The sequence below is a fragment of the Paenibacillus sp. D2_2 genome (assembly GCF_031199965.1).
In the GTDB taxonomy this organism is placed as follows: domain Bacteria; phylum Bacillota; class Bacilli; order Paenibacillales; family Paenibacillaceae; genus Fontibacillus.
The window spans coordinates 1,727,567-1,754,516 of record NZ_CP133605.1; the positions used below are offsets into that span (position 1 = coordinate 1,727,567).

Consider the following 26,950-nt stretch of genomic DNA (forward strand, 5'->3'; position numbering starts at 1 on the left):
TTATCTAACTGGTTGCCGCAAGTATCTCTACTGCGGTCATCCGCCTCAAATAATAAATTAACAGAGCAAAAAGACGGCTGTCTCAGCCGTCTTTTTTTGTACTTATTTCAATCTATCGATGACCCTATCCATCTTGCGTTCGATGGACTGTGGCCAGAATTGCAGTGATGCTTCGCCTCCACCTGCAGCCTCAAGCGCTGCATAGACATTGATTTGCCCGTAACCGTAATATTTGTCATGTCCTACTTCGCCAAGATCAATTACATTTTTGCGGATAAGGTCCATCACTTCTGTATTCTTCAGATCCGGATTGATCGAGCGGATCAATGCAGCTAGAGCGGTTACATGCGGGCATGCCATCGAGGTGCCCGACAAGGCTGCGTACTGGTTGTCTGGATAGGTGCTGGCAATGCTCTCACCCGGAGCCATCACATCCACATAATCGCCGTAATTCGAGAAGGAAGCCTTCTTCAAATTATAGTCGGTGGCTGAGACGGACAGGACTTCTGGATAGGCAGCCGGATAGCCCGGGCGCTCTGTATTGTCATTGCCTGTGGCTGCGATAAGCACAACATCATGATCGTAAGCGTACTTTACTGCCTCGTGGAGGAACTGTGCATCAGCGTAATTGCCTAGACTCATATTGATCACTTTTGCGCCGTTATCAGTGGCCCAGATTATTCCTTGTGCGACAGAATAGGTCGTACCTGCCCCGACTTGTCCAACGCTTTAACCGGAAGAATCTTGCCATTCCACATCATACCGGCAATGCCTTCGTTATTGTTGGTATTTGCCGCGATAATTCCGGCAACGTGGGTGCCGTGACCGACATCGTCAAGCGGTTCTTTATCAGGATCAACGACATTGTAGCCTTTCAGCAGCCGTCCTTTTAAATCTGGATGTTGCAGATCGACTCCCGTATCAACAATACCGACAATGACATCATTGGCTCCTTTACTTAACTTCCAGCCACGTGTCGTATCGATAATCGGCAGATTCCATTGATATTCTGAGAACAGCATGTCATTGGGTATAATGGGGGTGTCGTCCAGACTTGTCTCATTGGTCATATATAGGTAATGTGGCTCCACATAATCAGGCTGCCAATTTTTAAGGAAATAATCTTTCAATTCATTCATGGTCATCGTATCGGAACGGAAAATATAGGTGTTCACTATTTTTTGCGGCGGTCTGCAATGTAGATCGTTCATTATTTTTTTTCTGTCTTGTGTCGTTAGTCCGCGCTTAAAGGTGACCACGATTTCATTTTCATAGAAATGGCTCGCTTTTTCATTATCATGACCTGTTTTGACTGTGATATCGCGTAAGGTGTCGGTCTCAACGGATTCTACCTTGTATTTACCTTCCTTCGGATAGGGGATCAGCCGGAGATTTTTATGCTGATGATCCTTTACCTTACCGAGAATACCTAAGTCCATAACAGCGATTACCCCGTCTCCGCCCTGCTTCGCAGGTTCCGCTGTAATATAAAATTTTGGATTTTTTTGTGGAAAAGCCGGGGATTCATATGCCTTTCCTTTCTGTAGCGACTTCTTGGCGTAGACGATATAGCTTGCAATTTGTTTCTGTTCCTCACTACTCGGCTTGTATTGAGCAGCACGAACTTCCTTCGTTCTGCCGCTTGTGCCATCAAACCAAAGAATGGATTTGAACTGCTGGTGCCCCTTTTGCAATTCTGCAGCAGAGGAGGTCATCTTATCCGGATTAACCTTGTGTGTAGCTAATGCCCGAAGATGCCCTTTGGTATCCATTCTTATTAATCGTTCTGTTGCTGTCATATCACGATGCAGCATCATTTGCTTCAAGTGCTGCTCCTCCTTCGGACCAGGAGCCGGACTCGTACGTTCTGCTGCTTGGCGTGGAGCCTTCTCATTGAAGGGATACAAGCCAATCATGGCAGCGGCAGTGATTCCCACAACACCGACTAAGGCCCATCTGAACCATTTCATGTTATTGCCTCCTTAACTGTATAAGTTGAACGATTCCATTCAACTTATATGGCTGATTGAAGATATGAATTAGGTTGCTATGGAGCCTGTTTTTTTATTCCAAGACCGGAATCTGAAGAGCTAGCAATAGTCTGGTATCATCCCCATCTTTTGTCTTGCTTTGTCAACCATTTTGAAGGCATAACGAGCAATACAGAGGGAACACTGTTCTCGAGGTGATTAATCAATGACAAGCGGGAGTAAACCCATTGTAAAATGTAGCGTGGCCGATTGTGTTCATTGGGGAGAGAAAAATATTTGTCAGGCTGAAAGCATTATGATCGATATCGACCAGAACGCTACTCGCCAGTATCATGCGGAATTTGCCGGCGAATCATTCGATTCTGAGAATCAGACCAAAGCAACAACATCATCTGCTACTTGCTGTCATACCTTCAAGCCCAAGTCAAAGTGAATTTCCCAATTTTACAACCATAGGAGGTGCTGTAGATGAATGATAACAATGACAACCAACATGATTTTTATGGAGGAAGAAAACGTCTAGATTTTCCACGTAAAGATCATTCAGAACATCCAGTAAATACAAATAATAATTCAGACAAAGAAGAATACGCTTCGGAAATTTCTCCAACGGCCCCAGTGGGCGGGGCAAGTTGGGATACTACGGAGCGCCGTGAGATTCGTTCGGAGAGTAATGATGAAGTTGAACGATCAGATACGGGGGTTGCCGATAGTAGCATAGGACGTACTGTTGGTTATGTTGGAGTTGGAATCGGGATCGCCTCGTTGTTTCTCTGGAGCATTGTTCTTGGACCACTCGCCGCAGTATTAGGCTTCTATGCATACAGTCAAGGAGCTAAGACGTCTGGTGGCTGGGCGATTGGTCTGGGTATTGTAGCGACTCTAAGTTATTTCTTTCTGATTCCATTTACTCGTTAATTTTTGTAAAAGGCTGACATCCTTCTGATGTCAGCCTTTTATTTTGGTGCTACTTCATGTTCAACAGAGGTCTTTATGAACTACTTCTATAAAAAGAGGTGGTCATGATTGCCAATGCCGTGTAAAATATATACATATATCTTTTTGTACAAGTAGAGGAGCTGGCCGACATGCAAATTGATCCGCGGACGATGGAACAGCTAATTTCGCTCCAGGTGAAGAATAATGTTGATCTGCAAGGGAACAAAGCAGGAGATGCATCAAGTGGTATAGATGGTTCTTTGTTCGATATTTTGCTTCAGGAAATGATGATGGCTGATGGCAGCATTACGCCGGAGGATTATGAAGATCAGATTTCGAATATCTCCGCCCAGTTGAACGATTATTTGAACAGTATGAATGGGCTAGTCACTGACAGCTCGGACAGTTATAATATAGGTTCTGTTATTCCGAATACTCCGGTCTCTTCTGGACAACATGTCACTTCTTCCTCCAAGCACGAGATTGCTGGGGACATTCAGCAATTGATTACAGATGCTGCTCAGCGTTATGGGGTAGATCCGAGCTTGATTCAGGCTGTTATTGAGACGGAATCCTCCTTCAATCCGAAGGTTGTATCTTCTGCGGGAGCGAAGGGCCTAATGCAATTAATGGATGGAACAGCTCGTGGGTTAGGAGTTACGGATTCATTCGACCCTGCCCAAAATATAGATGGCGGAACACGCTATCTGGCTAATCTGATCCGACGTTTCGGAGGCAATGAGCGAACCGCGCTTGCTGCTTATAATGCTGGTCCGGGCCGCGTACAGAGAGTTGGTATAAGTAACGATCAGGAGCTGATGGACAAGCTTCATTTATTGCCGCGTGAGACGCAGAATTATGTATTTAAAGTAACGAGTGCTCGCAGCAAATATGAAGTGTAGCATCCAAAATGTGGCTGTAGAATGTTTTTCAATTAGACGCCTGATTGCAGGGCTGATATATTAAGATCAAAGGGAAAACGCACCGGCCACTCCCGGAAATCTGCGTTTTTTCTTTTGGTCTTTTTTCAGCTTGGATTATGATCGAGTATGTGTGAACTACCTCTAAAAGGAACTAGGTGAAATTATGAAATATATGGATTATGCAGCAACGACGCCGCCTCATCCCGAGGTTGCTCGTACGATTGCTGAAGTCATGAGCCTGCATTATGGTAACCCCTCATCATTGCATATTTTGGGGAACAGAGTGAACAATTGCTTAAAAAGGCTCGTGAGGTTTGCGCTGGAGCTCTCCAGGTAAAACCATCTGAGATTATCATTACATCAGGAGCTTCCGAGAGCAATAATGCGGCCATTAAAGGTGCCGCCCTGCAATTTATGAATCGGGGTAAGCACCTTATAACGACTGCAATAGAGCATCCTTCAGTCTATGAATGCTGCAAGCAGCTAGAAAGTTTTGGTTGGGATGTAACTTATCTGCCGGTTAACCATGAAGGAACTGTAACTCCGGAGCAGGTATGTGCTGCCATCAAGGACGATACGGTGCTTGTCTCGATTATGCATGTGAATAATGAGACGGGAAGCATTAATCCTGTTCAGGAGATCGGCAAGCAGCTTAAGGAACTATATCCACGTGTGCTATTTCATGTGGATGGCGTACAAGCATTCGGAAGACTTCCTTTGTCACTTCAAGCTTCGTATATTGATATGTACAGTTTGTCTGCTCATAAATTCAGAGGCCCCAAAGGAATTGGCCTGTTATACATCCGCGAGGGAATTAAGCTCCAGCCTCTACTTATTGGGGGCGGTCAGGAGGGTGGAAGAAGGGCTGGCACAGAGAATATTCCTTACATCGTAGGGATGGCCAAGGCTATTAGAATGGCAAAAGAGGAGCAAGTCCAAGCTGCTGAGCATTTACGACATCTCAGAAATGTCCTGATGGATGGTATTAAGTCTATACCGAAGCTCGTGCTTAATTCACCGTCAGATGGTGCACCGCATATCATTCATTTTTCTTGTCCAGGAATGAAGGCAGAGGCTATGCTCCATATGCTGGAGGAGGATGGATTCCTCGTATCGACTCGTTCGGCTTGTTCCTCTAAGAAGAGTGAGCCAAGCCGCATCCTTCTGGCTATGGGCAAAAGTGTTGAAGAAGCTTCCTCAGGCATCCGTGTAAGTCTTGGTGAGGAGCATTCGGAACAGGATATACAACAATTTCTGGTCGCTCTTCAAAGAGCGGTAGCGCGTCAGGAAGATTTGAAGGGGAGAGGCTAATGAATTTAGATTATGAAATGCTGTTGCTCCGGTTCGGAGAGATTACGGTCAAGGGGAAAAATCGCTCTAAGTTCGAACGGGCGGCTTTGTCCCATGTTAAAGCGTTACTTCGCGCTTTTCCGGGAACGGAAGCGATTTATGAATATGGAAGGATCTATGTGAGATTAAATGGTCAGGCTGCTGATCCAGTCGTCTCATCGTTAAAAAATATTTTTGGCCTAACCTCGATTAGCCCGGTGAAGGTATCGCCATCCAAGCTTGAAGATATTATTGCTATCGCTGTTGATTTTGTAAAATCGATACCGCAGGACAAGTATAAAACATTCAAAGTGCATGGACGCCGGGTCTTCAAAGGCTTTCCTCATGCTTCACTAGAGCTGAATCACCTGGTGGGAGGTCCTATACTTAGTGCATGCCCACATTTGAGTGTTGATGTTCATCATCCGGATTTTGAGCTACGAGTGGAAGTCCGTGAGCATGTAACCTACCTGTTCTGCGAAGTGATTCCAGCCGCAGGCGGATTCCCACTAGGAACGAACGGTAAAGCGATGATGCTCCTTTCCGGTGGAATCGATAGCCCGGTCGCTGGCTATTCTGCTATGCGTCGCGGTCTGGAGATCGAATGCGTGCATTTCCACAGTTATCCGTTCACGAGCAAGAAAGCGGAGGAGAAGGTGCTTGATCTCGCTCAGGTGCTATCTGGCTTTTCGGGTAGAATCAAAGTACATCTCGTTCCATTCACTGACATTCAGACTGCCTTGGCGAAGTCGGGTCAGGACAATTTAATCATCACACTGATGAGAAGATCCATGCTGCGCATCGCTACTAAGCTTGCTGAGAAGAACGGGGCACTGGCTCTAGTTACGGGTGACAGTCTCGGTCAGGTAGCAAGCCAGACACTGGCTAGTATGAATGTAATCGGCAAAGTGACGGATCTGCCACTGCTGCGTCCGCTTGTCATGATGGACAAAGAAGATATTATTTCAATGGCAAAGAAGATCGGGACCTATGATTTATCAATTCTTCCTTACGAGGATTGCTGTACACTATTCGTTCCTAAATCACCGGCAACGAACCCGAACCTACGGATTGTTGAACATGTCGAAAAAGAATTGACCGAGCTTGATCAGATGATTGAAACGGCTGTAGAGAATACGGAGTCGGTTATCGTTAAGCCTCATGTCATTATCCGCAAGAATCAAAAGGATGAGCCAGAAGTTGTTCAAGAGCAATGGTTCTAAGAGCGGAAGTTCAAAAAGTCCGAAACCGCCCATTTTGAACACTCATTAATAATCATTAAGAATAATAAAAACGGAATCCAGCCGCTAACCTGCGGATAAGGATTCCGTTTTCTTTTTGTTACATTTGTTCTCTCGGTTTTTGCCTTCTGCTCTTGTCTTCCGTAGATTTCTTGCGATAGCCCGCGTAAAGAATGACGATGATAGCGATGGCAATCAACAAATATCGTAAGAAAGGCTTGTCCTCGAAGAAGGGAAGAAAATGAGGCTCCTCCGTTATCATCTTGGCAGCGGTAAAAGCGAGCACGGCTGCTCCCAGGTATACGATCCAAGGGAAATGGTCTAATAGCTTGATGAAGAGCGTGCTTCCCCAGACAACAATCGGAACGCTGATCAATAGTCCAATAACGACAAGGATCATATGCTGCCCGGCTGCTCCGGCTACGGCAATGACATTATCGAGCCCCATGGCCGCATCGGCGATAATAATCGTCCGCACTGCCGCCCATAATGAATCTTTCGCTTCGATCGAATCATGTGAACCATTATCGCTTAGTACCTTATACGCGATAAAGAGTAGAAGGGCACCACCAATTGCTAATAACCAAGGTATTCTAAGCAGCCACACGACAAGCAGTGTGGCGATAATTCGAAGAATCAAGGCACCGCCGGTACCAAAGATGATGGCTTTCTTTTGTACGTTATGAGGCAGCTTCCTGGCTGCCATACCGATAACAATTGCATTATCACCGGCAAGAATTAAATCGATGAATACAATGTTAATGAGTGATAGAAAAAAAGATGTACTTAACCATTCCACAATTGTCACTTCCTCTAAAGATGTATATACGTAATAACTCATATAAAAGATTCAATTATTCAGTTGGATTTTTGAAACAGGCATAGCTTGACTCATTCTCTCATACAAGTTGTAAGGGAGGGGTGAGTGTGGAACAGATCATTTTGCTGTCAGAAATATTAATTATAAATCTTGTCCTCAGCGGTGACAATGCGGTTATTATTGCTTTGGCCAGCAAAGATTTACGGAAGAAGCAACGCAAGCAGGCGATTTGGTGGGGAGCTATCGGAGCGGTGGTGCTGCGTTGCATCATGACATGGGTGGCAGTAATATTATTGAAAATTCCTTTTATTCAAGCAGTTGGTGGGCTTTTACTTATTGGAATTGCCTTCAAACTATTAATGCCACATGAAGAATCTGACCGTTCAGAAAAGGCATCTACATTATGGAAGGCGGTTCAGACAATTCTGATCGCAGATGTTGTAATGAGTCTTGATAATGTACTTGCAATCGCTGCACTGGCTAACGGAGATTTAGCTATATTGGTGATTGGTATCGCTATCAGCATTCCCATTGTCGTCTGGGGCAGTAATATCATCTCTGTTTTGCTTCATAAATTGCCGTTTCTTATTTATTTAAGGGCCGGCATTTTAGGATATACAGCGGGCGGTATGCTCATCCATGATCCTAAGTTCGGTATCCTACTGGAGACTCTCATACCGAACCTCTCTGGAATATTGCCGATCATGCTGGCAGGACTTGTTATTATGTTTGGCTGGTTTTTCAAATCGAGAGCGCAACGCCAATAGAGGAAGTTCAAAAAGTTATCTTTTGACCACGAATCAATAATTAAAATGTAAATTTAACCACTCTTGAAATTGCGAAGAGTGGTTTTTTATGCCGAATTCATATAAAATTGAAATATAGAGGTGTCGTACTTTGTTGCGGTATGTTCCTCATTGTCATCTGGAAGGTGTGTGATCTAATGTCCGATAATAACAAGCTGACGACTGGTATTGTGATTCTGGCTGCTGGAATCATTATCCTGCTAGGAAAGCTCGGCGTATTCAGCTTTCTGGGCAAGGCGCTCTGGCCTTTACTTCTCTTGATACCGGGCATCCTACTGCATTTGTGGTATTTCTGGAGAAGAGGACCTGTAGAGCTGCTCGTTCCTGGTGGAATTCTGGTAGTTTACAGTATTATTTTCTTCATCGGCAATTTTGGAGGCTGGCAGACTTTGAAATATACTTGGCCGGCATTTCTGCTTGGTATCGCAGTTGGACTGTTCGAGTATGATTATTGTTCATCTCAGCGACAGCAAGGGGTATTACTTGCAGCACTGATTGTCGGTATCTTATCTTTGGTTCTGCTCGGCTGGACTCTGTTTACCTGGTCGGTCATATACATTCTGGCGATTATCCTTATCATTGCTGGCATCGTCATGATCTTTACGCGCGGGAAAACACGGCGCGGATGGTAAAGTCAGGGTGTTGATTTTCTGACTTTTTAGCGTATAATATAAGGGATGGTCAAGCGTCGGTCTTTAATTTGCCCGACGCTTGTTTTGTGGTTCTGTTTTCAGCTTAGTTCCAGGAATTGATTGCCTGCACAGTCGTTATAAATCACATAACGATCTGATGGACAATTTAATCAGATATAGAAACGAAAGGATATGGAGAAAAATTATGCATGAAAGAAATAACATCCGCAACATTGCGATTATTGCTCACGTAGACCATGGCAAGACGACGCTTGTAGATAAACTGCTGCAGCAGTCCGGTATTTTTAGAGAACATGAGGCAGTACAGGAACGCGCGATGGACTCCAATGATATTGAGCGGGAACGCGGGATTACGATTTTGGCTAAGAATACAGCCATTACGTATAAGGATTATTTAATCAATATCGTGGACACTCCAGGGCATGCCGACTTCGGCGGAGAAGTAGAACGGATCATGAAGATGGTTGATGGTGTTCTGCTTGTCGTTGATGCTTATGAAGGCTGCATGCCACAGACGAAATTCGTACTTCGCAAAGCGCTTGAGCATGATTTGACCCCCATTGTTGTTGTGAATAAAATCGACCGCCCGGCAGCCCGTCCGGCCGAAGTTATCGATGAAGTATTGGATTTGTTCATCGAACTCGAGGCTTCGGATGAGCAGTTGGAATTCCCCGTTGTTTATGCATCCGCTCTGAACGGTACATCCAGTTCGGATCCTGAGAAGCAGGATGATAATATGCTTGCCCTTTATGAGACGATCATCGATCATATCCCAGCCCCAACTGAAAAAGTTGACGAACCTCTTCAATTTCTTGTAACACTGATGGACTATAACGAATATCTCGGACGTATTGCGATCGGCCGTGTGAACCGCGGGGTTATCCGTCAAGGCCAATCTGTAGCCGTGATGATGCGCGATGGTAGCAAGAAAATGGCTCGCATCGAGAAGCTCTTCGGCTTCCAAGGCTTGCGCCGTGTAGAAATCGAAGAAGCTGGAGCGGGTGATATCGTAGCGATTGCCGGCATTAAAGACATCAATATCGGTGAGACGATTGCAGATCCGAACCAACCAGAGGCGCTTCCGGTACTCAAGATTGACGAGCCTACACTGCAAATGACTTTCCTTGTTAATAATAGTCCATTCGCTGGACGTGAAGGAAAATGGGTCACTTCCCGTAAGCTTCGCGAGCGTCTGTTAAAGGAATTGGAGACCGATGTATCACTTCGCGTGGACGAGACAGATAGCCCTGATGCCTTTATCGTCTCTGGACGTGGTGAGCTTCACCTCGGTATTTTGATTGAGAATATGCGTAGAGAAGGCTATGAATTGCAAGTATCGAAGCCGGAAGTTATCGTCAAGGTAATCGATGGCGTTAGAATGGAGCCGATCGAACGTCTCTTGATTGATATTCCTGAGGAGAGCATGGGTGCTGTTATGGAAAGCTTAGGTTCCCGTAAAGCGGAAATGGTGAACATGATCAATAGTGGCAACGGTCAAGTCCGCCTTGAATTCTTGATTCCAGCTCGCGGCCTGATTGGATATACTACCAATTTCATGACCTTGACCCGTGGTTATGGCGTGATGAACCATGCCTATGATAGCTATGGCCCAGTCGTTGGCGGCCAAGTTGGTGGACGCCATGAAGGAGTGCTTGTATCCAGTGAGAATGGTGTTTCGACCATGTACGGTATTCTAGGAATCGAGGACAGGGGTATCCTATTTGTAGAGCCTGGTGCGGAGATTTATGAAGGTATGATCGTCGGTGAACATAACCGCGATAACGATATTGTTGTAAATATTTGTAGAGAAAAACAATTGAACAACATCCGTTCAGCAACGAAAGATGACACCGTTAAAATGAAGACACCGCGTCTGTTCTCCTTGGAGCAAGCGTTGGAATATCTGAATGATGATGAATATTGCGAAGTTACGCCGAAATCGATTCGTCTACGTAAGAAGGTTCTGAATAAAGGCGAGCGTGAGAGAGCTGAAAAACATCGCAAAATGTCCGAAGCTAATCTATAATGGTAATATATTCATTTTGATGTGAAGCGAAGGAGGGGCTGGCCTTGCAGGCTTGGTTCGCGCAAAACCCGGTCATTTCGTATATTTTGATTTATGTGCTTATCATCTTTGTATACAACAAGGTGTTTCGTAGCCAGCAGAAGCTGCCGCTTCTAAAGGAGATCATTTTATATATTTTAATGGCAATCGGCTCGTTCCTCCTGCTCATTTTTCAGATCGACAAGTTGCCGATTATTCAATGTCTGCTCGTTGCCGTCGTCCTAATGCTAATGGTACGTATCCGTTATTTTGTGGAAGGTCGACGTAACAAAAAGCAAAAATCTATGCCTGCAGCTGGTGAGCAGAGCGAGTAGTATACGTTAGTGTGTGAGATTTACGTGGAAACTTTATTGCCTTCTCATTCGTATACTCTATGTGACGACATAATCCAGATGAAAAGGTGTTTGATTCTATGAGTTCTTACAACAAAGGTCTACCACCTCGTGATGACCGTTCTAATCGGTCTTCCGCCAAAGGATCAAAGAAGTCCAGAAAGCAGTCTGGTGGGAAAAGATTTTTCAAGGTATTATTGACGCTTCTTATTGTTGCAGTGCTTGGAGTGGGTGGGATCGCAGGGTATTTGATCTTTACCCTTAATGATACGATCAACAAGACAGGCACTTCAGGCAAAGTGGCTGCGGAGAATTCCGCTAAAGTTAAACCAATTGCCATGCTGCTATTGGGTACGGATTACCGTCCAGAGACCGGAACCCATCTCACCGACGTCATTATGGTGATCGCCATGAACCCGAAGACGAAGTCGGCTACGATTGTGTCTTTACCTCGGGATACGAGGTTTGAAATGAAGGGCTATAAAGCGAACAAGCTTAATTCGTTCTACCCTAAGTTCCTGGTCGCTGAGAAGAAATCAGGTATATCGGCCAAGGAAGAAATGAAGACGATGTTAAGCAAGTATATGGATCTTCCGCTTGATTATACGACCGTGCTCAATTTTCAGGGCTTCCGCGATGTTGTTGATGCTCTCGGCGGAGTTGATGTAACCGTTGATGCCAATATGTGCTATGTGGACAAGGCAGACGGTACCAATATCAATCTGAAGAAGGGCGACCAACATTTGAACGGCGAAAAGGCACTCGATTATGTTCGCTACCGGAAATCGAACTGCGATCCTAAGACGAAGCCTTCGAACGATTTTGAGCGCAACCAGAGGCAAAATGAAGTGCTTCATGCAATGATTGATCAGACTAAGTCTTTGAATGGTGTGATTGGTGCAGGTAAGGCGATTGCATCAATTGGTGATAATATGACGACAGACCTGGAAGCAGAACAAGTCAAAAATATAATTGCCGCTTACTGGAACATTTCCAAAGAGAATGTATCCTTTATTCCCGTCACGGGCGATTGGAAGAGCCCTTATGTCTATATCAATGACAGCGAGCTGAATAAGGCGAAGCAGGCGTTGAAGGACGAGCTTGCCGGAACAAAGCCTCAATCCGAAGGACAAGGAAATCAATCGGGCAAGTGATCGATTGAAGGCAAGTTTTGTGTCGTGGTATAATACAATTAGATAGTGGGATGAGGGTTCCTTACTTTAAGTATGATCAGGGGGGCTGGCGTTAATGTCCGAACTCGTTACACAATTATCTGAACCATTGTTCAATGCATTCCAGTCCGAAACGTTCGTTCTGCTCAGCACGGTGGATGTGGAGACGGGGGGCCGACCTCAAGTGCGATCTCCTGGGTGTATGCGCTGAATCCCTCGACTCTTCGCTTTGCTGTGGACCACAGATCGAGGCTTGTCAACAATATGAAGACTCATCCGCGAATTACAGTAACTGTGTTTGGCGCGGAGACCATCTATGCGATTAATGGTGTGGCCGAGGTAGTGCAGGACCCACTCGACGGGGTTCCATTCAAAATGTGCTGCTTCGACATGAAGATCGACGCCGTAAGGAATGCTTTATTCTACGGCGCTCATCTTGCATCCGCACCAACCTATACCAAGGTGTACGATCAGCGTGCTATGGAGAATTTGGACAATCAAGTTTTTAATGCAATGAAAAAAGCCTAGCGAATTCCATTCGCTGGGCTTTTTTTCATCTAGGACAGACCTAGTATTTACTTCCAGAGGTACCGGAAGTGTGGCTTTTCGACTTTACTTTGCTTTTTTCTTGCTTCGTAGGTTGATGTTTTCCATGCTTGGCCGGAACGCTCTTAGTGCGCGGATGCGTGTCGCTCGACATTTGTGGAACGATTCGTCCGATGATATCGGCCATTTCTGTCGCAAAGCCGGAGATCGGATGTCCTGCGGAAGTCTTCTTGCCGATTTCAGCGATACGATGGCTGAGGTCCATGTCGGCTGTGACGATAGCTCCGGTGCCTTGAGGATCCTTACGCAACGCTTCGGCAACGGTATACTTGATTCCTCCGACGCGTGCGCGCTCAAGGTTCCCATCAACATCAATACCGACAACAGCCGTCTTTCCCATAATGACGCAGTGGGCGCCTTTGACGCCAGGAACCTGCTTAGCAAGTGATTCCAGATGAGCTTGTCGATTCTTCTGCTGATTTTTGCCGGTTGCTTTGCCTGTATTACTCTTGTTATTCTGCGCTGCCTTACCCGTTGTATTGCTCAGACCCTTGGGACCATGCCTCTGTACACTTTGCGTCCGGGTAGTGTTTTCAGATTGATTCTTTGGAGAGGGTGATGCCTTTTTAGAAGCTGTTTGGCAGCTAGTTAGCAGTGAGGCCGTTAATAATAAACACAGCCAAATTCGCATGATTTGATCCGTCCTTTCGGAGATGAGTTCTTGCCAGATATGAATCCAGCTTGGTATCTATAACATTTCCCGGACAATAAAAAATATGTATTAGAGAGGTAGTTCAAAAAGTCTGCTTTTGATTACGAAGTAACACTGAGAAGTCTATTTGACATCGAATCTTGAATTCAGCCGGGCTTAAGCAATTGCTTACGAAGTCATGTTTCCTACGGAAACATCTTAGGTGCTCACGTAGGTTTTGCCTACGCTCCGCTCCTCAGTTCCTGGCCTCATCCAATCTTCTCGGTGCTGAAAATCGAACTTTTTGAACAAAGACCTTTTGAATTACAATGCGAATTTGAAGCTGTAATGACTGCGGTGGAGGGGATATCCGTGAAGAAGATCTTTGTATTGGATACGAATGTATTGCTGCACGATCCGAATGCCATTTTTGCTTTTGAGGAGCATGAAGTAGTGATTCCGGCGGTCGTGCTAGAGGAAATTGATTCGAAGAAGCGCAATGCAGATGAGATCGGACGTAATGCACGCGGAGTATCCAGGCTGCTCGATGGCCTACGGGAGCAAGGACATTTACATGATGGGGTCATACTCGAACATGGCGGCGTCATTAAAGTGGAAATGAATCACCGTAGCTTTGCCAAAGTACAGGAGATGTTCGGCGAGATCAGCAATGATAATCGCATTTTAGCGGTCGCTCTGAATTATCACCTTGAAGAATTAGAGAAGCCCGAGCCAAGTTCAGTTATCATCGTCAGTAAGGATGTACTAGTGAGAATCAAGGCTGACGTTCTCGGTTTGATTGCGGAAGATTATCTGACGGGCCGTACTGCAGATCCAAGCGAAATGTATCCGGGTTATTTGTCTATACAGGTTCATCCGTCCGTCATTGATGAATTTTATACATTCCGTTCATTGTCTGTGAAATCGCTTGGATTATCCTATCCGCTATATCCGCATGAATTTATTATTATGAAAGATGAGATGGGGAGAGGGAAGTCAGCACTTCTAAAAGTAAATGACGATGCCAGCCGACTTGAACCGTTGTATCTTAGCAATGATCCTGTATGGGGAATCAGTGCCCGCAATGCACAGCAGCGGATGGCTCTGGAATTGCTGCTTAATGATGAAATTCCACTGGTTACGATTACAGGCAAGGCCGGAACAGGGAAAACCTTGCTCGCTCTGGCGGCAGGGCTATTGAAGGTAGAAGATGAGCATAAGTACAAGAAACTGCTGATTGCCCGTCCGGTTGTTCCGATGGGAAAAGATATCGGTTACCTGCCTGGGGAGAAGGAAGAGAAGCTCCGTCCCTGGATGCAGCCGATTTATGATAATTTAGAATATTTATTCAATACAAAGAAATCTGGCGATATCGATAAAATTCTGATGGGGCTCGGAAGCATTCAGGTTGAGGCGCTTACGTATATCCGCGGACGCTCCATCCCTGGTCAGTTTATTATTATTGATGAAGCGCAGAATCTATCGCAGCATGAAGTGAAGACGATCGTCTCAAGAGTCGGCGAAGGGAGTAAAATCGTCCTCGTAGGCGATCCAGAACAGATCGATCACCCTTATCTGGATTCGGCCAGCAACGGACTTACTTACCTGGTTGAACACTTTAGAGAGCAAGGGTTAAGCGGACATATCATGCTTGAGAAAGGCGAGCGCTCCAAGCTGGCCCAATTGGCGGCAGATTTATTGTAGAAGTTACCTTTTCTTTGAGAGAAAGCTGGGAAGTCTCGCTCATTTGACACCGGATTACCCCCGGTGTTTTTTTACGCGTTTAAAAAATCTGACTTTCAGCACCGAGAAGGTCGATGTCGATTACTTCTTGATTCACTTCGCTCGCTCATCCTTGAATTTCTTCGATCGGTTTTCTTATCAAAGGGAGAATTTTCAAACTACCTCTATAAGAATTTAGGGACAAGGTACTAGGGAGTTTGATACAATAGAGATTAGTTGATATGAATTGGATTCCTGTGTTTTGATGGTTTGAAACGTTGGAGGGGAAGAACGGGTATGAAGCGAAGAAACCATTGGGTACTTTTTGCACTCTTACTGCTCGCCTTGATTAATTTGTCACCGACGGAGAAGTCAACGATGGTAGGTTCCAAAGATCAGGAGAGAACAACAGAGCCGGTAAAACCTCCAAGCCAGGAGAAGGTTCGGGACAATGGACGGATAAAAGTAGCCGTACGGCTACCTGAGTCGGAATTCAATGAACTGAAGGCGATGAACGATTCGTTTATGCAGGAGCATTCCACTGAAGTTGAACTGGTGAATCTACCTACCGGGGAAGATTACACTTCTTTGCAACAGCAGTTCGAGCTTGGTGCGTCTCCCGACGTCGTATTGCTCGACAATGTCTGGGTTCGTCGCTATGCAGCGGGCGGATTCTTGCTGCCGACGGAGAGTTACTATTCCGGTTCTTTGACCGGTGAAGTGTTAAGCGCTTCCTTGGCGCAGGATGAATGGAACGGCTATGTGTGGGGTGTGCCGCTTGATGCCGATCCCTATGTTTGGGTATATGATTCTGAGGTATTAAGAGAAATCGGTCATTCTTTCCCATCGACATTGGAGGAATGGCATGCGCTAATCGAAGCCTGGAATGAATTTAATTCTCCAGCGTATTTGCTGGGGCTTGATTATAATGATCCTTATGCTATGATGTCGTTATTATGGCAATTGGGTGCCAAAGGTCAAGGCAAGCAGGAAGGGGCCGAATCTATTTTTAATAAGAAAAGCTTAAATGAAGCAGTTCCGCTCTTGGAGCAGCTGCAGCCTTATATGATAGATACCAGCGACGATGAGAGTAGCGACCGTTGGATTGGTGGTAATCGGCAAGATGCAGTTATTACGCTTATTCCTTCTACAGAGGCGAGGAAGTATCCTTATCGTGGAAAGAAAATCTTCTTTCCAGAACCTTTGGAATCAGGCAATAAAATGTGGATTTCCGGCAGAAGCTTTGTTGTAACAGCGAGATCCAAGCATCGGGATACAGCTGGATTGTGGATTTCGGCAATGACTGCCCAAATCCAGCAACGTCAATGGCATGAGAAGACGGGCCATTTGCCTGCACTTAAAACTTTGTACTATCAAGCGATGAGATCTGGACTGCCAGATTGGGTAACGGCTTCGTTCGTAAAAGGACAGGGAATTACTCAGCCGGTAACAACCAATCTTCCCGAGTTGATGCAGCAATTACAAGAGACGTCCCGTTCTTTTCTTTATAATGATATAAATGCTAAACAGTATTTGAAGCAATTGGATGAGCTGAATCCATAAATTCATGGTTAGCTGTTTGATTTCAATGATAGTTTTAATTTTACAGTTAACTGACCCTCGTCAATTACTGCTTCTGTCGCTTCGATGAAGGGAACGATCTCTTTTGGATAAAATCCAAGATCAAATTCATCTTCCAACTCAGTTCTTGTGGTGTCCGGTAATTCTAAGCCATTAAAGACAAGCTTATCAATATGAAAAACTAGGGCGTTCTGCGGTTGATTTTCAATGGTATAATGCCCTTCTACAGATATTTCAAGACCCTCTTTGCTGCCTTGCACGATCATGCGTTGATTTGAGAATCGGAACGACATATCGCTAAGCAGTTTATTTTTGCTTCTAAGGAACTCGTTGAGCTCTTTTCCCGGATGGTCAGGATATAACCTCCTTTAAACGAAGTGAGGCTGTCCTTGTAATCTTTTAAGTAATCAGGAAAATTAGCCATGGCCTCAGACAACACCTTGAAATAACGCCTTACTTCATAGAGTCCTACGTTCTGCCAATAGCTAGTTAATTCCTGGATCATTTGTCGCAGCTTTTCTGGGTCGGCGCTAGAGCTTATGGAACTCTCCACACTCTGCTGAAGTGCAACCAATCGTTCCCGTTGCTGCAGCAATCGTTGCTTCATGCTCTCCAGTTCTTGACTGGTTTGATTCAGTTCTTCTCTTGTTGCTCTTAGAGTGGTGTATTCTTGCAAATATGTATTGAGGATATCTTGGTTTCGTTCTGAAATAAGCTGATAGTAGTCTAATACGGTAAAGAAGTCACTAAGGCTGTTAACTGACAATAGTGCAGTGAGTAGAGTTTCGCGTTCTCCCATATAGTAGGCGGCGATCACTTTTCCGGCTTGTTCGCGGCTGCTTTTGATTTGACTGCTCTTATCAGCTAGCTGCTTGGTCAATTTATCCACACTTCGTTCGGTATCTTGTTGCTGAAGTGTAATCTTGCTAATATCTCGATCAATTTCAACGATGGACAGACTCTGTTCCATAATCTTCAGGTCTTCCTCTGAGATTGGAGCAGCATATGCAGCCCCTTGCAGCAAAGGACCCACTGCAAGAGCGATGAACATACATAGCGAAGCAATGGTTTTACGTAAGCAGTTCTTCAGGTTCAACACATCCCTCCTCCTTTGCAGCATCATGTTATGGTGGCCGGACCTCTTTACCTAGGATGTATATGATACAAGCACGGCAAATATATGAGGTAGTTCAAAAAGTCCGCTTTCGAATTACACGAAATGAAAAACAAAGAAGACGATCCGATAAAATCGAATCGTCTTCTTTGTCGTAATGATGAAGCAAGCCGGAGATTATAGCGGCAGCCCCATCTGGAAAACCGTCCAATAGCTGAATCCTGTGAAGGCTACAATCATATATCCCCAGAACAGCATGATATAAGTCTTCTCAGTGAATTTCAAATAACCAAACAGCATGAAGAATGCAGTCTGCATAAAAAATAACAAAGCCATCTCAATGAGGTTCCCGGCAAAAGCCATAAGTCCGATGGAGAGTGTGAAAAAGCCGAGGACACGGAACATTCGTGCCAAGCGTGAATCCCCCTTTCCTATGTATACGCTTCATCCAAATTCTACAATTATTATACCCGCAACCTTAACAAGTGTAAACGAAAAGTCAATAAAAAGAATTGCTTCCCTGATAAATTGTGATTTTTATTATTGTCATTTGATTAGACGACGCCTTATCTGACTGGTATTTTGCAAAGACATGTATGGACGAGGTTAAAAATGGAAATACATTTTAATACCAAATAGATTCTATGAACTCTATGAGAGGCATAGAAATGGAGTAAGAAGTAATTTTACCCATTCGCCTGCCGGGATAAAGGCTGGAGACGGTATATTTAGGATGTCGTTAGGAGGTTTATATTGCATGACAGCAGTGAGACAAGATGCGTGGAGCGCGGAAGATGATCTGATTCTGGCTGAAGTGACTTTGCGTCATATTCGTGAGGGCAGCACGCAATTGACTGCCTTTGAAGAAGTAGGGGAGAAGATCGGTAGAACTGCAGCTGCTTGTGGTTTCCGATGGAACAGTTGTGTCCGTAAGAGATATGAGGCAGCGATAGGTATCGCAAAAGCACAACGGCAAAAAAGAAACTATATGAAGAAGCAGGGATCGCTGGTGGGAAGCCCAGCTGTAGCTTCACTGACTTCGGTTGTTGAATTGGAAGAGGGAATCTACAAAAATGACGGGGTAACTGAAGAGACAATCTCGATCGATGCGGTCATCCGTTTTCTGCGCGGGTGGAAGAATACGGTTCAAGAGAGCAACCGTCACGTGAAGATGCTGGAGAAAGAATTGCGCATGAAGGATGAAGAACTGCTGAATTTGCGCGAGGAGAATAAACGTTTGTTCTCGCAGGTGAATGAGGTTCAGAGCGATTATCGAGTCGTGAACGACGATTATAAAGCTTTGATTCAAATTATGGACCGGGCTAGACGACTTGCCTTTCTTAATGAAGAGGAAGACGAGAGTAAAACAAGATTCAAGATGGATGCTAACGGCAATTTAGAACGAATCGAATAGAAAAATCGATAGAATAAACAAAGTCCCATCGCAATCGCGGCGGGACTTTGTTTTTGTAGAGAATGTACTTATTATGTATTTCTAAGGACAGGTCTGGTATAAACATAGTAGATGGTTAGGAAGGAAGGATTCGGATGAAGGTAGACATTATTGGAGCGGGAGCTCTTGGATTGTTATTTGGCGGTAAGTTAGCTGCGGGGGGAGTACGGGTTCGTTTCTGGACAAGAACGACTGAACAAGCTCGATTGTTGAGGGAAGAAGGAGTTCATATTGAGGAACCGAATTCCGCTCTTCTACACATTGCTCCGTCTATGATTCTGGCTCATTCCGTAAATGATATAGTTGATGGTTCGATGAATAATTCTGAGGAGGAAGTTCCTGATTGGATATTTGTCACGACAAAACAGCGGAGCGTGGATCATGATCTGCTTGATATCATCGGACAGATCGCCTGTCCTAAGACGGGAATCATCTGTTTTCAGAATGGAATCGGTCATATCGAGATATTCCGCAGCGCTTTCAAGAACAGGAGTATCTATGTAGCTATAACGACAGAAGGTGCCAAACGTAGAGACTCACATTACGTCATCCGCGCTGGTGTTGGGAGTACCCAAATCGGTATCCCTCAAGCAAGTCAATCTCTTCTATATAATGATTCTATAGATAAGAAGAAGGATCAGTTCAATGGAGAAGATTTGCTCAAAATGCTTGAATCGGCAGGATTTGAAGCCTTTTTGTCGAAAGAAATCGATAGGGAAATTTATAGGAAATTGCTTATAAATGCAGTGATTAATCCGTTAACCGCAATTTGGCGTATACCGAACGGAGAATTGCTCGATACGAAGTTGCGCGTGGCGATGCTTAAGCAGCTATGTGAGGAAGGAATGCGAATCTATGAGGCGCATCAAATCTCTATTCCTTCTAATATGTATGAACAGATTATATCTGTCTGCCAGTCGACAGCCGGGAACATCTCATCCATGTTAAGCGATGTACTTAAAGGAGCGCCAACCGAGATTGATTCCATAAATGGACGACTGACAGAGATGGCTCAAGCTGCTGGCATATCTGCTCCTGGACATGAGATTTTGTTGAATTTGGTTAGAGGACTAGAGGCTGCGGGCGACTGAGGACATAAAATTTTGTTTTAGGTCTGAAAATTACGTTTTATGGGGAGGGTTCGTCTTTGAATGTACTATTGGGACCGGTTTTTATTTTTACGATAATGCCTATTATTCCATTTTTCTTGGTTTATTTTGTCTGCGTTTTCTTGAAGAAGGAGAGAAAAGCTTCGTTGCTCTTGGCTATGGACGTGACGACATTCTTCCTTATTTTGTCAGTTTCTGTTCTGTTCAATAACGTATTTAATTCCAAGTTTGGTTTCTATTTAATACTACTTATCCTGCTGATTGTCGTGGGTCTGATCGGCGGAGCCCAGAACAGGCTGAAGGGGAAGGTTGATGTCAACAGAATGTTGCGCGCTGTATGGCGTCTTGCCTTTGCCGGAGCGGGAATCGTATATATTGTTTTATTTCTCATTAGCTTCTTTACATATATTTCTGCTATTTAGTTCAGGCTAAGTGAGGAAAGAAAAGGTACTACATATTGAAAAGAATAATGAAAACCTGTAGAACAAAGAGCGGAAAATGTCAATAATGTAGATTTGACCATTTTGTTAATAATGCGTTTCATTTTTATTAACAGGTGTTCTATTTCAGAAAATTTATGTTGGATTTTTTTGACCGCTGGTTGTATAATCTAAAAACATATACCACAAAACATATTAATTAAGGGGGACTCAGCAAGGATGAAGAAGAGTAAAAGTCTATTGCTTCTTTTGACGCTCGTTCTTGCGGTCGGTACGCTATTATCTGCTTGCGGATCGAACAGCGAGAAGAACAGTGCTTCAAAAGGAAACAACAATGCAGCTAACAATGCTGCAAATGGTGATGTGAAGTTGGCTTCTGATCAAACGCTTAGAATCAATTTGAGTGCAGAACCTCCAACATTTGACCCAGCTCAAGCACAGGATAGCCAAGCGAATACAGTGCTCAAGATGATGTATGAAGGTCTTGTACGCATGGACGCTGATGGCAAGGAACTTCCAGGTGCTGCAGAGTCTTGGGACATTGACGGAACTAAATATACTTTCCATCTTCGCAAAGATGCTAAGTGGAGCAATGGCGACCCTGTAACAGCAAACGATTTCGTATTTGCTTGGGAACGCGTGCTTAGCCCTGATACACAACCAGCTGCACCTTATGCTTACCAATTGTACTACATCAAGAATGCTGAAGATTTCAACAACGGTAAAATTAAGGATTTCAACGAAGTTGGCATTAAAGCTACTGACGACTATACTTTGGAAGTGGAATTGAATGACCCAACTCCATATTTCCTTGGTCTGACTTCATTCTATACTTTCTACCCGGTTCATCAATCCGTTAAGGATGATGCTGCATGGGCTACAGATCCTAAGAAAATGATCGTTAACGGACCGTTTACGTTGACCACTTGGACAACCGGTGAAACTATCGAAGTAACGAAGAATGATCAATATTGGAATAAAGATGATATTAAGTTGAACAAAATCACAATGTCTTTGGTAGAGAGCGGTGCTACTGAGCTCGAATCCTACCGTAACGGCGAACTTGATCGTGCGGGTGCACCTAACGGTGAAATCCCATCCGACCAAATTCCAATCGTACAAAAAGAAATGCCGGATGAATATAAAGTAAAAGGTATCGCTGGTACCTACTACTATCAATTTAACTCTAAAGCAGAACCATTCCAGAACGCTAAGATTCGTAAAGCATTCTCTATGGCTATCGACCGTCAAGCGATTGTAGACAAAATAACACAGGGCGGACAAATCCCTGCATACGGTGCAGTACCAGAAGGTATCGCGGGTGCTGAAGGTGAATTCCGCGCTGAACACAGCGACAAAGAGTATTTCCAAGAGAACGTTGATGAAGCTAAGAAGTTGTTGGAAGAAGGGATGAAGGAAGAAGGCTACACCAAGCTGCCTGATATCACTTTAATCCACAACAACGGTGAAGGACACAAGAAAGTTGCTACTGCTATTGTTGATATGTGGAAGAAAAATCTTGGCGTAGACGTTAAGATTCAAAACCAAGAGTGGGGCGTATTCTTGAAGAATCGTCAAAATCTTGACTATCAAATCGCTCGTAGTGGCTGGTCTGCTGACTACAACGATCCGATGACATTTATGGATCTGTGGATGACAGGCGCGGGTAACAACGATTTGGGCTACTCCAACCCTGAGTATGACACTCTGCTTAAGCAAGCTAAGTCTGAGCCAGACTTGAAGAAGCGTGACGCTGACTTTGCAAAAGCGGAAGAAATCTTCATTAAACAAGATATGGCTTATATGCCTATCTACTACTACACGAACGTAGCACTTGAAAAGCCGAACCTTAAAGGCGTAGTTGTTGACTACAGCGGTGCAATCGACTACACTCGTGCATACCTGACAGCAGAATAATTGTCGGTAAAAATACACAAATGTCGATAATTGAATAGCAAGTTTGGGATATATATGTGGTATTCCATATATATCCCCTTTTTTTTGCGACTTTTTTCCAAGTTGTGTGCGCATATGCAAATATTATGTGGTCATATGCAAATTTATCGAATAGACAAATGAAAAGGTTTGCCCTAAAATCGATTTATATCGTTTTTTGTCGAAAATTATAAGAGGAGGTGTTAACGGGTATGGTGCGCTACATTGCTAACAAACTATTCTACACATTGGTTTCGCTGTTCATCTTAATCTCCGCCACCTTCTTTCTTATGAAAGCAATACCGGGTGATCCTTTCATGTCGGAAAAGAAAGTTCCTGAGGAGATCAGACAGCGTCTCATGGAACAATATGGTTTGGACAAACCCGTTTTCCAACAGTACATTAAGTATCTCGGAGATATCGCTCAAGGTGACTTGGGGATTTCAATGAAAAAGGTTAACCAAGAGGTATCGCATATCATTGGACAAACTTTCTCCGCTTCACTCAAGCTGGGACTTGTCGCGATTGTTGTATCCGTTATTATCGGGGTGGTGCTCGGACTCTTAGCAGCACTCTATCACAGAAGAGTCATAGATAATGTGACGATGGTGTTGGCGGTTCTCGGGATTGCGGTCCCAAGCTTCGTACTCGCATCATTGTTGCAATTTGTGTTTGCATCCAAGCTGCATTGGCTCCCTACGATGGGATTCAAAGGACCATTGTACTATGTCATGCCTGTAGCAGCACTTTCAGCGCAGCCTATAGCCTTTATAGCCCGTCTGACGAGGTCAAGTATGCTCGAAGTTCTGCATGCGGACTACATTAAGACAGCTAAGGCTAAAGGCTTAAGTTGGTTTGCTATTTTGATTCGCCATGTAGTTCGCAACGGGATTATGCCGGTTGTTACTTATATGGGGCCAATGACCGCGAATATCGTTACTGGTTCGGTTGTTATCGAACAGGTCTTCGGTATTGGAGGTATCGGTAAACAATTCGTTATGGCAATTACAAGTCGTGACTATCCGCTCATTATGGGTATCACAATTTTCTATGGTGCATTGTTGATGATTGCCCGGTTGATTACTGATGTTGCATACGGATTTATCGATCCGCGAATCAAGCTTAACGCTAGGAAGGAGGGCTAATCATTGGATGCTAATCAACAAATCAAAGTGATGCCAGCACCCGCAGATCTGACCGCGAATGATTTCGCAAGGATTGGTACGGATGAGAAACAAGCTGAAGTGATTCAGCGGGAGAGCGTGTCCGCGCTGAAGGATGCTTGGCAAAGATTGGTTGCTAATAAGTTGGCCATGACTGCTTTGGCCGTACTTATCATTATTATAGTTATGTCGATTATCGGTCCATTGATGTCGAAGTTTAACTACTTCTCAAATGACCTGCTTAATACAAATGCGAAGCCTAGTGGAGAGCATTGGTTCGGCACTGATGATTACGGTCGGGACATGTTCGTACGTACCTGGTACGGAGCACGTATCTCATTGATCGTCGGTTTAGTAGCGGCTCTGATTGACCTTTGTGTCGGTGTTGTATACGGGGGGGTTATGGGCTTCTACGGTGGACGTGTAGATACCATTATGAACAAGTTCTCCGAAATCTTGTACGCGATTCCTTACCTGCTCGTAACTATCCTGTTGCTGGTTGTGATGGAGCCAAGTCTAGGTACGATTATCGTAGCATTGACCATCACTGGCTGGATTAACATGTCCTGGATTGTACGGGCGAAATTATGCAGCTTAAAAATCGTGAATTCGTACTTGCATCTCGTTCAATGGGTGCAGGATCAGGACGTTTATTGTTCCGTCACTTATTACCGAATGCACTCGGTCCAATTATTGTTACAGTTACTCTATCTGTACCAAACGCGATCTTTGCGGAAGCCTTCCTGAGCTTCCTTGGTCTAGGTGTTCAGTCGCCGGTTGCTTCGCTTGGTTCGATGATCAACGACGCATTGACCGGTTGGTTGTACTATCCTTGGCGCATGCTGTTCCCGGCAATTCTGATCAGTTTGATCATGCTGGCGTTTAATATTCTTGGCGACGGCCTTCGTGACGCGCTGGATCCAAATCTGAAGAAATAGGAGGTGGAATGATGGAGCCGATTTTACAAGTTAAAGATTTGCATGTCTCCTTCTCAGTTAAGAGCGGCGAAGTAAAAGCTGTCCGCGGTATGAACTTTGAAGTGGGTAAAGGGGAAACGGTTGCGATTGTCGGTGAATCCGGAAGTGGTAAGAGCGTAACAGCCCAAACGATCATGCGCCTGATTCCGTCCCCTCCGTCAATCATTAAGCAAGGTGAGATCTTGTTCCAAGGACAAGATATCTTGAAGAAAAGTAATAAGCAAATGGAAGCTATTCGTGGTAAAGATATTGGCATGATATTCCAAGACCCGATGACCTCTTTAAATCCTACGATTCGGATAGGGAAGCAAATTACTGAAGTACTCATCAAACATCAGAAAATGTCAGCGGGTGAGGCTAAGCAGAGTGCTATAGAGATGCTTAAGCTGGTCGGTATTAAAAATGCTGAAGCCCGTTTTAACCAATATCCTCATGAATTTTCCGGCGGTATGCGCCAACGTGCGATGATTGCCATCGCCCTGGCTTGTCGTCCGTCCCTGTTGATTGCCGACGAACCGACAACAGCGCTTGACGTTACTATTCAGGCACAGATTATGGACGTTATGAAGGAAATGCAGCAGCACCTTGGAACCTCAATCATTCTGATTACGCATGATCTTGGTGTCGTTGCCGGGATGTGCGATCGTGTCATCGTTATGTATGCTGGCGAAGTAGTAGAGACCGGAACGAAATGGGAGATTTTCAAAAATCCTCAGCATCCTTACACCAAGGGCTTGCTCAGATCGATGCCGCGTCTTGACCAGAAGAAAGGCGAGCCGCTTATTCCAATTATCGGCACGCCGCCGGATTTGATTAAGCCTCCGATTGGTTGTCCTTTTGCAGCCCGCTGCGACAAAGCCATGAAGATCTGTGAGCGAATCGATCCGGAAGCGACTTTGTTTAGCGATACGCATCAAGCACGATGCTGGGATCTGCATCCAATGGCTAAGGAGGTGCATTCGAATGAGTAAGGGGAAAACCCTGATTGAAGTAGAAGGACTTAAGAAGTACTTCCATGTCGGCGGAGGAAATGTTCTCAAAGCCGTTAATGATATCAGCTTCTCTATTGCGGAGGGAGAGACGCTTGGGCTTGTTGGTGAATCAGGCTGTGGTAAATCCACAGCAGGACGTACGATACTGCGTCTGTATGAACCGACAGGGGGCAGTGTAAAATTCAACGGTGTTGATATCAACACACTCTCTCCAAGTAAAATGAAAGCGATGCGCCGCGATATGCAAATGATCTTCCAAGATCCGTATGCATCCTTGAATCCGCGCTTTACAGTCACCGATATTATCGGTGAAGCGCTGGATATTCATAATCTGGCTGGATCGCGTAAAGAACGGAAGAAGCGGGTAGAAGAACTGCTCGATATGGTTGGGCTTAACCCTGACCATGCTACTCGTTATCCGCATGAATTTTCCGGTGGTCAGCGCCAGCGGATCGGGATTGCCCGTGCGCTTGCTGTAAATCCGAAGTTTATTATTTGTGATGAGCCGATTTCGGCGCTTGACGTATCGATCCAGGCTCAGGTTGTTAACCTGCTGGAAGATCTTCAAGACCGTCTCGGACTCACATATCTGTTCATTGCCCATGACCTGTCTATGGTTAAGCATATTAGTGATCGTGTTGCCGTTATGTATCTCGGACGAATCGTAGAGTTGGCCGAAAGTGAAGAGCTGTATGCCAATCCGATGCATCCTTACACGAAGATGCTGTTATCGGCTATTCCGATTCCGGACCCTGAGGTTGAAGCGAATAAGAAGCGGATCATCCAAGAAGACGGCGATAACGGCCCGATTCATTCCGCCAAGGGCGGCTCTGCCGGGGGCGGAATGTATGATCTGGAGAACTCCGAGCTTGTGGAAGTTTCGAAGGGCCATTTCGTTTCCATGCCGAAAAAGGGCTAATTGAACATCAAACATGAATTGAATGAAACTCTCACCT

Annotated in this window: 25 protein-coding genes and 3 pseudogenes; 22 read left to right on the top strand and 6 right to left on the bottom strand. The window is 44.8% G+C overall.

Annotated features, from left to right (window positions below; translation table 11 throughout):
* Positions 1-102: 102 nt before the first annotated feature.
* Positions 103-1,970, bottom strand: a pseudogene (locus RE628_RS08580) (S8 family peptidase).
* A gap of 262 nt (positions 1,971-2,232) precedes the next feature.
* Here RE628_RS08580 and RE628_RS08585 point away from each other — a divergent pair.
* The 5 genes and pseudogenes from RE628_RS08585 to thiI all read left to right on the top strand — a co-directional run bounded on the left by RE628_RS08585 (position 2,233) and on the right by thiI (position 6,405).
* Complete coding sequence (locus RE628_RS08585) at positions 2,233-2,424, top strand: DUF1540 domain-containing protein (RefSeq protein WP_309158355.1); 192 nt, start codon at positions 2,233-2,235, stop codon at positions 2,422-2,424.
* 35 nt (positions 2,425-2,459) lie between these two features.
* Positions 2,460-2,909 carry a hypothetical protein gene (locus RE628_RS08590; RefSeq protein WP_309158356.1) on the top strand — a complete coding sequence of 150 codons (450 nt, stop codon included), beginning with the start codon at positions 2,460-2,462 and terminating at the stop codon, positions 2,907-2,909.
* 170 nt (positions 2,910-3,079) lie between these two features.
* Positions 3,080-3,832: a lytic transglycosylase domain-containing protein gene (locus tag RE628_RS08595; RefSeq protein WP_309158357.1), complete on the top strand. Its 753-nt coding sequence runs from the start codon at positions 3,080-3,082 to the stop codon at positions 3,830-3,832.
* A 184-nt stretch (positions 3,833-4,016) separates the two neighbouring features.
* A pseudogene (locus tag RE628_RS08600) lies at positions 4,017-5,164 on the top strand (cysteine desulfurase family protein).
* On the top strand, positions 5,164-6,405 hold the full coding sequence (gene thiI / locus RE628_RS08605; RefSeq protein WP_309158358.1) for a tRNA uracil 4-sulfurtransferase ThiI: 1,242 nt from the start codon (positions 5,164-5,166) through the stop codon (positions 6,403-6,405). Before RE628_RS08600 ends, thiI begins: the two are co-directional and overlap by 1 nt.
* 118 nt (positions 6,406-6,523) lie before the next feature.
* On the opposite strand, the gene RE628_RS08610 is transcribed toward thiI, so the two are convergent.
* Positions 6,524-7,222 carry a TerC family protein gene (locus tag RE628_RS08610; protein ID WP_309158359.1) on the bottom strand — a complete coding sequence of 233 codons (699 nt, stop codon included), beginning with the start codon at positions 7,220-7,222 and terminating at the stop codon, positions 6,524-6,526.
* Between the two features lie 128 nt (positions 7,223-7,350).
* On the opposite strand from RE628_RS08610, the gene RE628_RS08615 reads away from it, so the two are divergent.
* The 7 genes from RE628_RS08615 (at position 7,351) to RE628_RS08645 (ending at position 12,799) form a co-directional block, all read left to right on the top strand.
* A complete protein-coding gene (locus RE628_RS08615) occupies positions 7,351-8,010 on the top strand; it encodes a TerC family protein (RefSeq protein ID WP_309158360.1) in 660 nt (219 codons plus the stop codon).
* A gap of 176 nt (positions 8,011-8,186) precedes the next feature.
* A complete protein-coding gene (locus RE628_RS08620) occupies positions 8,187-8,681 on the top strand; it encodes a hypothetical protein (RefSeq protein ID WP_309158361.1) in 495 nt (164 codons plus the stop codon).
* A gap of 205 nt (positions 8,682-8,886) precedes the next feature.
* Positions 8,887-10,728, top strand: a complete 1,842-nt coding sequence (gene typA, locus RE628_RS08625; protein ID WP_309158362.1) for a translational GTPase TypA — start codon at positions 8,887-8,889, stop codon at positions 10,726-10,728.
* A gap of 44 nt (positions 10,729-10,772) precedes the next feature.
* Positions 10,773-11,081 carry a YlaH-like family protein gene (locus tag RE628_RS08630; RefSeq protein ID WP_309158363.1) on the top strand — a complete coding sequence of 103 codons (309 nt, stop codon included), beginning with the start codon at positions 10,773-10,775 and terminating at the stop codon, positions 11,079-11,081.
* 98 nt (positions 11,082-11,179) lie between these two features.
* On the top strand, positions 11,180-12,253 hold the full coding sequence (locus RE628_RS08635) for an LCP family protein (protein ID WP_309158364.1): 1,074 nt from the start codon (positions 11,180-11,182) through the stop codon (positions 12,251-12,253).
* A gap of 94 nt (positions 12,254-12,347) precedes the next feature.
* Positions 12,348-12,482, top strand: coding sequence for a PNPOx family protein (locus RE628_RS08640; protein ID WP_309158365.1), 135 nt, complete (start codon positions 12,348-12,350; stop codon positions 12,480-12,482).
* The gene (locus tag RE628_RS08645) at positions 12,470-12,799 is read left to right on the top strand and encodes a PNPOx family protein (RefSeq protein ID WP_309158366.1); all 330 of its coding nucleotides are present in this window, start codon (positions 12,470-12,472) and stop codon (positions 12,797-12,799) included. The genes RE628_RS08640 and RE628_RS08645 overlap by 13 nt, the downstream gene beginning before the upstream one ends.
* A 40-nt stretch (positions 12,800-12,839) precedes the next feature.
* Here RE628_RS08645 and RE628_RS08650 read toward each other — a convergent pair whose 3' ends face one another.
* Complete coding sequence (locus RE628_RS08650) at positions 12,840-13,508, bottom strand: YhcN/YlaJ family sporulation lipoprotein (RefSeq protein WP_309158367.1); 669 nt, start codon at positions 13,506-13,508, stop codon at positions 12,840-12,842.
* Positions 13,509-13,880: 372 nt separating this feature from the next.
* Between RE628_RS08650 and RE628_RS08655 the strand changes: the two genes are divergently transcribed.
* Together RE628_RS08655 and RE628_RS08660 are read left to right on the top strand one after the other, a co-directional pair.
* On the top strand, positions 13,881-15,212 hold the full coding sequence (locus RE628_RS08655; RefSeq protein ID WP_309158368.1) for a PhoH family protein: 1,332 nt from the start codon (positions 13,881-13,883) through the stop codon (positions 15,210-15,212).
* Between the two features lie 315 nt (positions 15,213-15,527).
* Positions 15,528-16,793, top strand: coding sequence for an extracellular solute-binding protein (locus tag RE628_RS08660; RefSeq protein WP_309158369.1), 1,266 nt, complete (start codon positions 15,528-15,530; stop codon positions 16,791-16,793).
* Between the two features lie 8 nt (positions 16,794-16,801).
* Here RE628_RS08660 and RE628_RS08665 read toward each other — a convergent pair whose 3' ends face one another.
* From RE628_RS08665 to RE628_RS08675, 3 genes are all read right to left on the bottom strand, one after another.
* Positions 16,802-17,071, bottom strand: a complete 270-nt coding sequence (locus RE628_RS08665) for a hypothetical protein (protein ID WP_309158370.1) — start codon at positions 17,069-17,071, stop codon at positions 16,802-16,804.
* 2 nt (positions 17,072-17,073) lie between these two features.
* Positions 17,074-17,910 (bottom strand): hypothetical protein, encoded by an 837-nt coding sequence (locus RE628_RS08670; RefSeq protein ID WP_309158371.1) that lies wholly within the window; start codon positions 17,908-17,910, stop codon positions 17,074-17,076.
* A gap of 192 nt (positions 17,911-18,102) precedes the next feature.
* A complete protein-coding gene (locus tag RE628_RS08675; protein ID WP_309158372.1) occupies positions 18,103-18,339 on the bottom strand; it encodes a DUF2626 family protein in 237 nt (78 codons plus the stop codon).
* A gap of 343 nt (positions 18,340-18,682) precedes the next feature.
* Between RE628_RS08675 and RE628_RS08680 the strand changes: the two genes are divergently transcribed.
* The 8 genes and pseudogenes from RE628_RS08680 to RE628_RS08715 all read left to right on the top strand — a co-directional run bounded on the left by RE628_RS08680 (position 18,683) and on the right by RE628_RS08715 (position 26,913).
* Positions 18,683-19,339 (top strand): RsfA family transcriptional regulator, encoded by a 657-nt coding sequence (locus RE628_RS08680; protein ID WP_309158373.1) that lies wholly within the window; start codon positions 18,683-18,685, stop codon positions 19,337-19,339.
* Positions 19,340-19,473: 134 nt separating this feature from the next.
* Complete coding sequence (locus tag RE628_RS08685; RefSeq protein WP_309158374.1) at positions 19,474-20,469, top strand: ketopantoate reductase family protein; 996 nt, start codon at positions 19,474-19,476, stop codon at positions 20,467-20,469.
* A gap of 56 nt (positions 20,470-20,525) precedes the next feature.
* A complete protein-coding gene (locus RE628_RS08690) occupies positions 20,526-20,909 on the top strand; it encodes a DUF3397 domain-containing protein (protein ID WP_309158375.1) in 384 nt (127 codons plus the stop codon).
* Positions 20,910-21,146: 237 nt separating this feature from the next.
* Positions 21,147-22,844: a peptide ABC transporter substrate-binding protein gene (locus RE628_RS08695; RefSeq protein WP_309158376.1), complete on the top strand. Its 1,698-nt coding sequence runs from the start codon at positions 21,147-21,149 to the stop codon at positions 22,842-22,844.
* 230 nt (positions 22,845-23,074) lie between these two features.
* Positions 23,075-24,007: an ABC transporter permease gene (locus RE628_RS08700; RefSeq protein ID WP_309158377.1), complete on the top strand. Its 933-nt coding sequence runs from the start codon at positions 23,075-23,077 to the stop codon at positions 24,005-24,007.
* 30 nt (positions 24,008-24,037) lie between these two features.
* Positions 24,038-24,963 (top strand): annotated as a pseudogene (locus RE628_RS08705) (ABC transporter permease).
* A gap of 11 nt (positions 24,964-24,974) precedes the next feature.
* A complete protein-coding gene (locus RE628_RS08710; protein ID WP_309159411.1) occupies positions 24,975-25,973 on the top strand; it encodes an ABC transporter ATP-binding protein in 999 nt (332 codons plus the stop codon).
* A complete protein-coding gene (locus RE628_RS08715) occupies positions 25,966-26,913 on the top strand; it encodes an ABC transporter ATP-binding protein (protein WP_309158378.1) in 948 nt (315 codons plus the stop codon). The genes RE628_RS08710 and RE628_RS08715 overlap by 8 nt, the downstream gene beginning before the upstream one ends.
* Positions 26,914-26,950 lie beyond the last annotated feature (37 nt).